The sequence below is a fragment of the Limnohabitans parvus II-B4 genome, assembly GCF_003063455.1.
GTDB classification, from domain to species: Bacteria; Pseudomonadota; Gammaproteobacteria; order Burkholderiales; family Burkholderiaceae_C; genus Limnohabitans_A; species Limnohabitans_A parvus.
Window position 1 is genome coordinate 1 of the sequence record NZ_NESN01000007.1, and the last position, 8958, is coordinate 8958.

Genomic DNA, 8958 nt, shown 5'->3' on the forward strand with positions numbered 1-8958 from the left:
GAGTTAGCTGTTTTCTTTTGATACCCGCTATGTGCAAAGCGTTATTGATTTACGGTAATCGAATAGGGGGATGGCTGATGGATATATGTCGTCTTATCGATGAAAACTGATCTTTAGATCAATGGCTATCAAGATTGAATCTAAACAACATGGACTCATTGTTTGGCTGTGAAGCGCACAGCTCATCATTTGAGTAATTCAGGAAGGAATTGGTATGACTTATCCCATGGTTGAAAGTGCCCGCCAGAACAGAATCTTGGCAGCTGTCCCGTTGAACCACTACGCTCGTCTGGTTGAACATCTCAAGCCGGTTGATCTTGCCGCTGGGCAAGTGATTTGTGAAGCGGGTGAAGCACTCGATTTTGTTTATTTCCCGACCACCTGCACGGCTTCATTGGTTTCGCACACCGCCGACGGGGGCAGTTCCGAGTTGGCCATGACAGGCCGGGACGGCATGGTGGGCGTTTCGTTGGTGCTGGGCAGTGGCTCCATGAACCACCGTGCCGTTGTCCAGTGTGCGGGTCAGGCTTACAAAATGCCAGTCGATGTCTTTCAGACTGAACTCACCCGATGCCGGGAGTTGCAGCAATTGGCCCTGTGTTACGTGCAGTCTCTGATCACGCAAATGGCCCAGAGCATTGTGTGCATTGGCCACCACAGTGTCAGTGAGCGACTTTGTTATTGGCTTTTGTTCAATCAGGATGCCTTGCTCAGTGACCAGTTGAACGTTACCCATGAAACGATTGCCAACATGTTGGGGGTTCGTCGCGAGTCGATCACTCAAGCGCTGGGGAAATTGCAGTCGGCAGGCTTGGTGGCCAGTGGTCGAGGGCGGATCAACATCCTGGACCGTGATGGCTTGACCGATTGTGTTTGTGAATGTTTTTCATTGGTGACCGCAGAGACCCGGCGTCTGTATGCGCGTGCGGAACGCTCACCTATCACCGATGCGGGCCTCGATGATTTTCAAGAACCGCTGGTGGAGGATGCACTGCTTCACAGATACCAGGATGCCTACGATTTTGCACCTGTGGGTTTTGTGAGTCTCGACAAGTCAGGGCAGGTGGTCCAAACCAATTTGGCTGGGGCCATCATGTTGGATGTCCAGCGTTCTCAGCGCAGTCCGATGGCATTTGTGCTCCACATGAATGTTTCAGATCAGGCTCGGTTTCAGGATTTTCATCAGGAAGTTCTGAGTGGCAAATGCCGCCGATATTGCGAGGTAACCCTCTCTGCCACAGACCACCGGCCTGAAATGATGGTGCGGATTGATGCGACCCTTGACGATGTGGGTGACGAATGCAGGCTGGTGATGATTGATGTCACCCAGGAGAAACGACAGGTGGCGCAAGAGCTTGATCACGAGCGGCTGCAGCAAATGCAGCTTGCCACGCAACCTTTCATGTTGTGGTTCAAGGATCAGGAGGGACGGCTGGTCTCAGCCAATGCCACCCTGATGGACGACTGGCAGCATTTGGCGACAGATACAACGCTGGAGAAAGTAGACTTCAAAAGCATGGACATTGATTTCCGAGCACAACCACGGCTGCGGGTGTCATCGTCTTCGAGCAGAGGGGCCTGATGAGGATTTTTCTGTGCGCAGGTGTCTGCGCAGGGTGGGTGAGTCCAGTTGTATCGGCCATGTTACAAAGAGCAAGGCGGGATCGAAGAAAATCACGCTTGTTGTTCTTACAAAGAGTTGATCATGCAATTGGGCCTTTCAAAGCGCTGGCAGCGCAGGGCATTGTTTTTTGTGCTCGGTGTGCTGCTTTTGTGGGTGGTCAGCTGGGCTGCTGTGCCTCGCTTGGTTCAATGGCAACTTGAAAAGCAAGGCGCTCGGATGTTGGGGCGTGTGGTCACGGTCGAGCAAGTAGCGTTTCGACCTTGGTCTATGGCGCTGATTTTGCGGGGCTTGCGCATTGGCAAGGCGGGTTCGCAAGATGCCGAAAGCGAAGCCCAGTTGACGGTTGACGAGATCGAGGTGAATGTGGCGCTGCAGTCGCTGGTGTTCTTTGCGCCCGTGGCCGATGCAATTGTGTTGCGCAACCCGCAGGTGCATTTGACCCATTTGGGGCAAGGCCGTTACGACATCGATGATGTTTTGCAGCGCTTCACAGCACCAGGTGCACCCAGCACCGGCATGCCACGTTTGTCCTTGTTTAACATCCAGATCATGGGTGGGGGCGTGCAATTTCGCGATGAGCCCAAGGCGGTCAACCATGTTCTGTCGGATGTGCGGCTGGACATTCCGTTTTTGAGCAACCTGGGGGGCAGGCGCGATGTGGCGACACACCCGCGCTTGGCATTCAAGTTCAATGGCGCTGCGTTTGACACCGATGCCGAGACGGCACCCTTTGCGAAGGACCGGCACACGCAGGCCCGGTTCAAGATCAAAGACCTGGACGTTGCGCCTTATTTGCCTTATTTGCCAGCAGCTTGGCCTGTGCGTCTGGCGCAGGGGCAGTTGGACATGGATGTCGCTGTGGACTTTCGCCAACAGGCTTCCGCAGAAGTGGCGCTGTCGGGTCACTTGACTCTGAACGGCTTGGTGCTCAATGAAAAGACAAGTGCCCCGAAAGATCAGCCTTTGCTGCAATGCGGTGGTTTGGATTTAAAGATCGATGAATGGCGGCCACTCGAAGCGGTGTTCAAGCTCGACAGCTTGCATTTGGATCGCCCTGTTGTGCATGTGCGGCGTGATCGCGAAGGCGAGTTGAACTGGGCGCGTTTTCAGCGGTTTTATGCACCGGCTCCCGGTAGCGATCCATTCCCCGAAAAGCGGCCTTCTTTTTATGCCTTGAAGCACTTTCAAATATCGGCGGGGCAGGTGCAATGGCAGGACGCCATGACCCGAGTGCCCACGACGGTGGTGCTGGCCGATCTCGATTTTCAAAGCCGCAATTTGAGCTGGCCAGCACGGCAAGTGGCACCGCTGAATGGACAAGCCAGCATTCAGGGGGGCAGTGTGTCTTTGAGCGGTGAGAGCGATTTGAAGAGTGCACAACTGGGCGTGAAGTGGGCTGGCTTGTCACTCAAGAGCGCAGCACCCTATTGGGCGGAGCTGTTTGTGCCTGAGCTTTCTGGCAAGTCGTCTGCAGACCTTCGGCTGGATTGGCGTGCTGCTGAAGGTGCTGAACCGGCACGGCTGGTGGTCACGGCGCCGCAGATCCGGGTCACCGATGTCAGCCTAGGCAAGCCCGGCCAACCAGATGCCTCGCTGGCCGAGTTGGCGTTGGATCAGGTGGAAGTCGATGTTTTCAAACAACAGGCGCGTTTGGGGCGTGTGGCTTTGACACGGCCTCAGCTGAAGTTGTTGCGCAGCCCCGAGGGGCGCTGGATGGCCCAGGACTGGTGGGTGCCCACGAAGACGCAAGCTGAAAAGCCAAGCCCTTCGTCCAAGCCGTGGCAGTTGGACGTTCGCCAATTGCAGATCAGTGCCGGCGTGGTCAATCTGGACGATCGTTCAGCTGGCGGGCAGGTTCAGATGGATGTCCGCGAAGTGAACCTCAGCACAGGACCGTGGCAACCGCTGGCCGATTCGCCTCAGATGACGCCCGTTAAATTGGGCTTGCTTGTGGGCTCTGGGCGCCGCGACGCCGGACGTTTAGGGTTTGATGGGGCGTTTCGTCTTCCCTCCACGGGTTTGGAGCCCGCGAAGGCGACGCCTTTGCAGCTCAAAGGGCGATTGCAGCTGGATCATTTACCAGTTCACAAGTTGAGTCCTTATGGGGCTGAAATGGTCAACTTCGACTTGAAGAGAGCCGACCTGAGTTATGCCGGAACCCTGGATTTGGCCTTGCCAGATGCCGGTCTGGGCTTGAATTTGCAGGGTAATTTGGCGCTTGAAAATTTGCGCGCCACCATGCCGCCCGACAGCGATGACCTGCTGAATGTCAAGACCTTGAATGTGCGCGGTTTGGACCTCGGCCTCCAGTCGGGCGCGCTGGCGCGTCTGAAAATAGACGAAACCACGCTGAGTGATTTTTTTGTCCGCGTGGCCATCGACCCCAAAGGACAACTCAATTGGCAGCGTCTTTTGAAGTCCTCAACTGCCAACGATTCCAAGTCGACCCCTGCAACGGCCGTGGTGACTTTGGGGCCCATGGGCATGGTGAATGGCCGAGTCCTGTTTTCTGACCATTACATCCAGCCCAACTACTCGGCCGATTTGACGGAGTTAGCTGGCAGCCTCGGGGCTTTTTCGAACCGCAACCAAGATGCGCAAGCCGCACAGCTGGCTGAGCTGAGCTTGCGTGGCCGGGTGGCTGGCTCGGGCAAGCTGGACATCCATGGCCACATGAACCCGCTCACCCGGCCAGTGGCGCTGGATGTTCGTGGCCAAGTTCGTGACCTGGATCTTCCGCAATTCTCGCCTTACAGCAACAAATACGCGGGCTACGGCATCGAGCGAGGAAAGCTTTCGGCGGAAGTGAATTACCGCATTGATGCCAACGCCCAGCTGCTCGCCACCCACAAGATCATTCTGAATCAGCTGCGCTTTGGTGAAAGATCGAACAGCACGGATGCCCCCAATTTGCCGGTGAAGTTGGCCGTGGCCTTGCTGGCCGACAGCCAAGGCGTCATTGACATCAACCTGCCTGTCAGCGGCTCCATCAATGATCCCGATTTTCGTGTGGGGGCCATTGTCTGGAAAATGGTTCTCAATCTGATCGGCAAGGCCATCATCTCGCCCTTTAGCCTGATCTCGGAGGCCTTTTCGGGTGAGGACCGCTTGGAGCAGTTGGACTTCCCGGCTGGCGGTGCAGAGGTGGACGCAGCCAACCGCGTGAAGCTGGAAGCGGTGGCCAAATCGTTGAGTGACAAACCGGCGCTGCGCGTGACCCTGTTGGGCCAAGCCGATCTGGATGCAGAGCGTGAGGCTTTTCGCCAGGCAGAACTCGCTGATCTGGTGAAGGCTGAAAAGCGCCGCCGACTGTCACGGGACAATCAGGATGCCTCGAAAGCGATCGTGGTCAGCCCAGAGGAATACCAGGCCTTGCTCAAATCGGTCTATCGGCGCTCTGCGGTTCCCAAGCCTCGCAACGCCTTGGGTTTGGTCAAGGACTTGCCTCAAACTGAGATGGAAGCCTTGTTGCTGGCCGCTGTGTCGGTCGATGCATCAGACATGCGCGATTTGGCGCAAGCCCGAGCCCAACGAGTCCGGGAAGCGCTGATCGCCTTGAAGGTGCCTGAAGCTCAGTTGTTCCTGGGTGCGCCAGTGGTCTCTGACGCTGCCCGCCCCCCTCACTTTGTGCCCCACGTGAAATTGGTGGTGTCAGCCGATTGAGCTGTGGCTTGCATGCACGTCCCGGGGCCGGCCCAGCTGTGTGCCCCAGATTTGTCCGTCTAAGATGTCGGTATGAAAAATCGACAAATTGCCTCTTTCAACGTCAGCGCCATCGGCCTGGGCTGTATGAACCTCAGCCATGCCTATGGCGCACCGGTTTCGGCCGAACAGGGCGAGCGTGTGCTGCTGGCCGCGTTCGACCACGGTGTGAACTTTTTTGACACAGCCGCCTTGTATGGCTTTGGCGCCAACGAGACGTTGGTGGGCAAAGTCCTGAAACCGCACCGACAAAAATTCACCCTGGCCAGCAAATGCGGTATGCAAGGGGTTGAGCAAAGCGATGGCACCAAAGTTCGCGTGATCGACGGCCGGCCCGAGACGATCAAAAAGACCTGCGAAGACGCACTGCGCCGCTTGCAGACCGATGTGATCGACCTGTATTACCTGCACCGCTGGGACAAAAAAGTGCCCATCGAAGACAGCGTGGGCGCGCTGAGCGATTTGGTGCGCCAGGGCAAGATCCAGGCGATTGGCTTGTCCGAGGTATCGGCTGGCACGCTGCGCAAAGCGCATGCGGTGCACCCGATTGCGGCGGTGCAGACCGAGTATTCGCTTTGGACCCGCAACCCCGAGATCGCGGTGCTGCAAGCCTGCCGCGAACTGGGCGCGGCCTTTGTGGCCTTCAGCCCGGTGGCGCGGGGCTTTTTGTGTGGTCCGCTCGACATTACGGGCTTCGACGCCAAGGACATCCGCCGCAGCATGCCCCGCTTTGCACCAGAAAACCATGCTGCCAACCTGAAGCTGCTGCCCGGCTACAACGCGCTGGCACAAGAAGCCGGTTGCAGCCCGTCGCAGTTGGCGCTGGCCTGGCTGCTGCACAAGGGCGACGACATCATCCCGATCCCTGGTACCACCTCGGTGGACCATTTGCTGGACGATCTGGGCGCTGTGGATGTACAGCTCGATGCCAGTTTGATCAGCCGCGTTGAAGCGCTGATCAACCAGAACACCGTGTCTGGCGACCGCTACAACGCGCAGGCCAACAGCGAGGTGGACACCGAAGTGTTTGCCTGACACCTGCAAAACCCCGAACCGTTGTGCGTGATGGCAGGTGTTTTGTAGGAGCTTGCCTGCAAGCGATGTCAGTGGATTACGGCTGAAGCCGTTTCCATCAAGCGTCTGGCTGGGCCATGGGCGCGGCCTTTTGAAAAGCCTCCAGCTCTCCGCAGGCCTTGTCGATGGCGCTGATCAATGGCCAGCGGCTCAAATCCACCTTGAAGCGGCGAGCGCTTTCCACTTGGGGGATCAAATACACGTCTGCGATGCTTGGCGTGTCGCCAAAACTGAAACGGCCGCGTTTCGCGTCGGCCGAGATCAGGGCTTCGTAGGCGTCAAATCCGGCGCTGATCCAGGTGGCGCACCAGGCGTTGATGGCGTCTTCGTTCGCCCCGAACTGCTTGCGCAGGGTCTCCAGAATCCGGCGGTTGTTGATCGGGTGGATGTCGCAGCCCACGATGGCCGCCAGCGCACGCACATGGGCGCGGTCATCTGCACCTGCGGGCAACAGGGCAGGCGTGGGGTATTTTTCTTCCAGCCACTCGATGATGGCGGGCGACTGGACCAGTACCTGCTCACCCGTGTCGAGCGCGGGCACCAGTTGTTGCGGGTTGACCGCTTTGAAGGCGTCTTTGAGGTGTTCCTCCACGCGCAGGTCCACCGCCACGTAGTCAGTGGCAATGCCCTTAAGGTTGAGCGCGATGCGCAGGCGGTGCGAGGTGCCGCTTCGGAAGAAGTTGTAGAGTTTCATGGCCCTATTATTCCGCAGCGCCAATCGTCAGCGCGACTTCGGCCACGCCTTGCACCCGGCCGGTGATCTTGTCGCCGGTCACCACAGCACCCACGCCTTCGGGCGTGCCGGTGTAGATCAGGTCGCCGGGTTGCAGGTGGTAATAGGTGGACAGGTCGGCGATGATTTCGCGGATGTTCCAGATCAGCTTGTCCACGTCGGACGACTGCTTGGTGGCACCGTTGACTTCGAGGGCGATGCTGCCGTTCTCAATCACCACGCCCGGCATGGGCACGATCTCGGAGCACACCGAGCCTTCTTCGATGTCCTTGCCGGTGTCCCAAGGGCGGCCCTTGTCGCGCGCCACCAGTTGCAGGTCGCGGCGTGTCATATCGAGGCCTGCGGCATAGCCATAAACCAGCTCATGCGCGTTGGCTTCGCTCACGCGAAAACCTTCTTTGCCTATGGCCAGCACCAGCTCCATCTCGAAGTGGTAGTTGCTGGTGCGGGGTGGGTAAGCCACGGTCGCGCCACTCTCCACCAGGGTTTGGGGCGACTTGGTGAAGTAAAAAGCCTGCTCGACGCTCTTGTCGACCGGGCGGCCCATCTCGACGGCGTGCGCATGGTAGTTGCGGCCCACGCAGAAGATGCGGTTGATCGGGAAGCGCTCGGTTTTGCCGCGAACGGGCAGGGATTGAACGGCGGGAGGGGTGAAGAGGTAAGAGGTCATGGGGGTCATTCAATGAAAAGGCAGTGATGCCGCAAAAAATTCAACTGTCATGCCCGACTTGATCGGGCATCTGTGGATCCTCGGGTTAAGCCCGAGGATGACAGCTTGTGCTTTAGCCGCGGTTCTCGTACACACCCAGTTTGCGGTGCAGCGGAGATTCATCGGCGATGAACACGAACGCAGGCTGGTTGGTGTTCAGGTTCTTGAGCGTCACGGCTTCGTAGCCGGGGGCGCAGCAGGTGTCGGCTTCGGCAATCTGGAAGGTCTTGTCGACGATGCTGGCCTCAATCTGGCCTTCGATGACGTGGAACACCTGCGCAGGCGAGCGTGCAGGCAGGCGCAGCGTCTGGCCGGGGCGCAGCATCAGGGCATAAAAGCCCAGAATGTTTTCGGCATCGCCACCGGTTTCGGGGTTGGTGTAGGTGACCTGCACCTGTTCCAGACCCGCATCGTCAGCGGCCAATGACTCCAGCGCCGCTTTGGCGTCTTTCCACGCGTAACGCAGCATGGGGTAAGCCTTCTTGCTGCGCTCGAACACATGGCTGGGCACCACGCCGCCACGGGCGTATTGCTTGTCGCCCTGGCCGGGCACCACGGTCTGGCGTTCGCCGTTGATGTGGTAGCTGGCCTCCATGTAATAGACCAGCGGCAGGTCCAGCACATCGAGCCAGATGACGGGCTCGGTGCCGTCGTGGCCATGCTCGTGCCACAGGCCTGTGGGCGTGAGGATCAGGTCGCCGCGGCTCATCGGGCACTTCTCGCCGTCCACCGTGGTGTAAGCGCCTTCGCCTTCGACGATCATGCGCACCGCGTTGGGCGTGTGGCGGTGGCTGGGGGCCCACTCGCCAGGCATGAGCAGCTGCATGCCCAAATACATGGCGGCTGAGGCCTGCATTTTTTCCAGACCGTGGCCGGGGTTGGCGAGCACCAGCACGCGGCGCTCGGCTTTTTCAATTGGGGTCAGCTCGCCTGCTTTGAGCAAGAGCGGCTTGATGTCCTTGTAGGCCCAGCAAGTGGGCTGGGTCTGGCGCGTGGGCACCTTGGGGGGCAGCACGCCGCGCAGGCTGGGCCACAAGGGCACCAGGTTCAGGTTTTTCAGATCGTCGCGGTAGTCTTGCGGCAGGTCTTCGAGTTTTCCGAGTTCTTGCATGTTCG

6 protein-coding genes are annotated in these 8958 nt (G+C 58.5%); 3 read left to right on the forward strand and 3 right to left on the reverse strand.

Annotation, left to right across the window (positions count from 1 at the left end; genetic code table 11):
- Positions 1 to 214 precede the first annotated feature (214 nt).
- The 3 genes from B9Z37_RS14140 to B9Z37_RS14150 all read left to right on the forward strand — a co-directional run bounded on the left by B9Z37_RS14140 (position 215) and on the right by B9Z37_RS14150 (position 6361).
- A complete protein-coding gene (locus B9Z37_RS14140; protein WP_240606743.1) occupies positions 215 to 1582 on the forward strand; it encodes a Crp/Fnr family transcriptional regulator in 1368 nt (455 codons plus the stop codon).
- A gap of 123 nt (positions 1583 to 1705) precedes the next feature.
- Entirely contained in the window at positions 1706 to 5287 is a 3582-nt protein-coding gene (locus B9Z37_RS14145; RefSeq protein ID WP_108313680.1) for a DUF748 domain-containing protein, read from the forward strand.
- A gap of 72 nt (positions 5288 to 5359) precedes the next feature.
- Entirely contained in the window at positions 5360 to 6361 is a 1002-nt protein-coding gene (locus B9Z37_RS14150) for an aldo/keto reductase (protein ID WP_108313681.1), read from the forward strand.
- Positions 6362 to 6458: 97 nt separating this feature from the next.
- Here the strand turns inward: B9Z37_RS14150 and maiA are convergent, their stop codons facing one another.
- The 3 genes from maiA to B9Z37_RS14165 form a co-directional block, all read right to left on the reverse strand.
- Positions 6459 to 7094, reverse strand: a complete 636-nt coding sequence (gene maiA / locus B9Z37_RS14155) for a maleylacetoacetate isomerase (RefSeq protein ID WP_108313682.1) — start codon at positions 7092 to 7094, stop codon at positions 6459 to 6461.
- A 7-nt stretch (positions 7095 to 7101) separates the two neighbouring features.
- Entirely contained in the window at positions 7102 to 7803 is a 702-nt protein-coding gene (locus tag B9Z37_RS14160) for a fumarylacetoacetate hydrolase family protein (protein ID WP_108313685.1), read from the reverse strand.
- Between the two features lie 112 nt (positions 7804 to 7915).
- Positions 7916 to 8953: a cupin domain-containing protein gene (locus B9Z37_RS14165; RefSeq protein WP_108313683.1), complete on the reverse strand. Its 1038-nt coding sequence runs from the start codon at positions 8951 to 8953 to the stop codon at positions 7916 to 7918.
- Positions 8954 to 8958 lie beyond the last annotated feature (5 nt).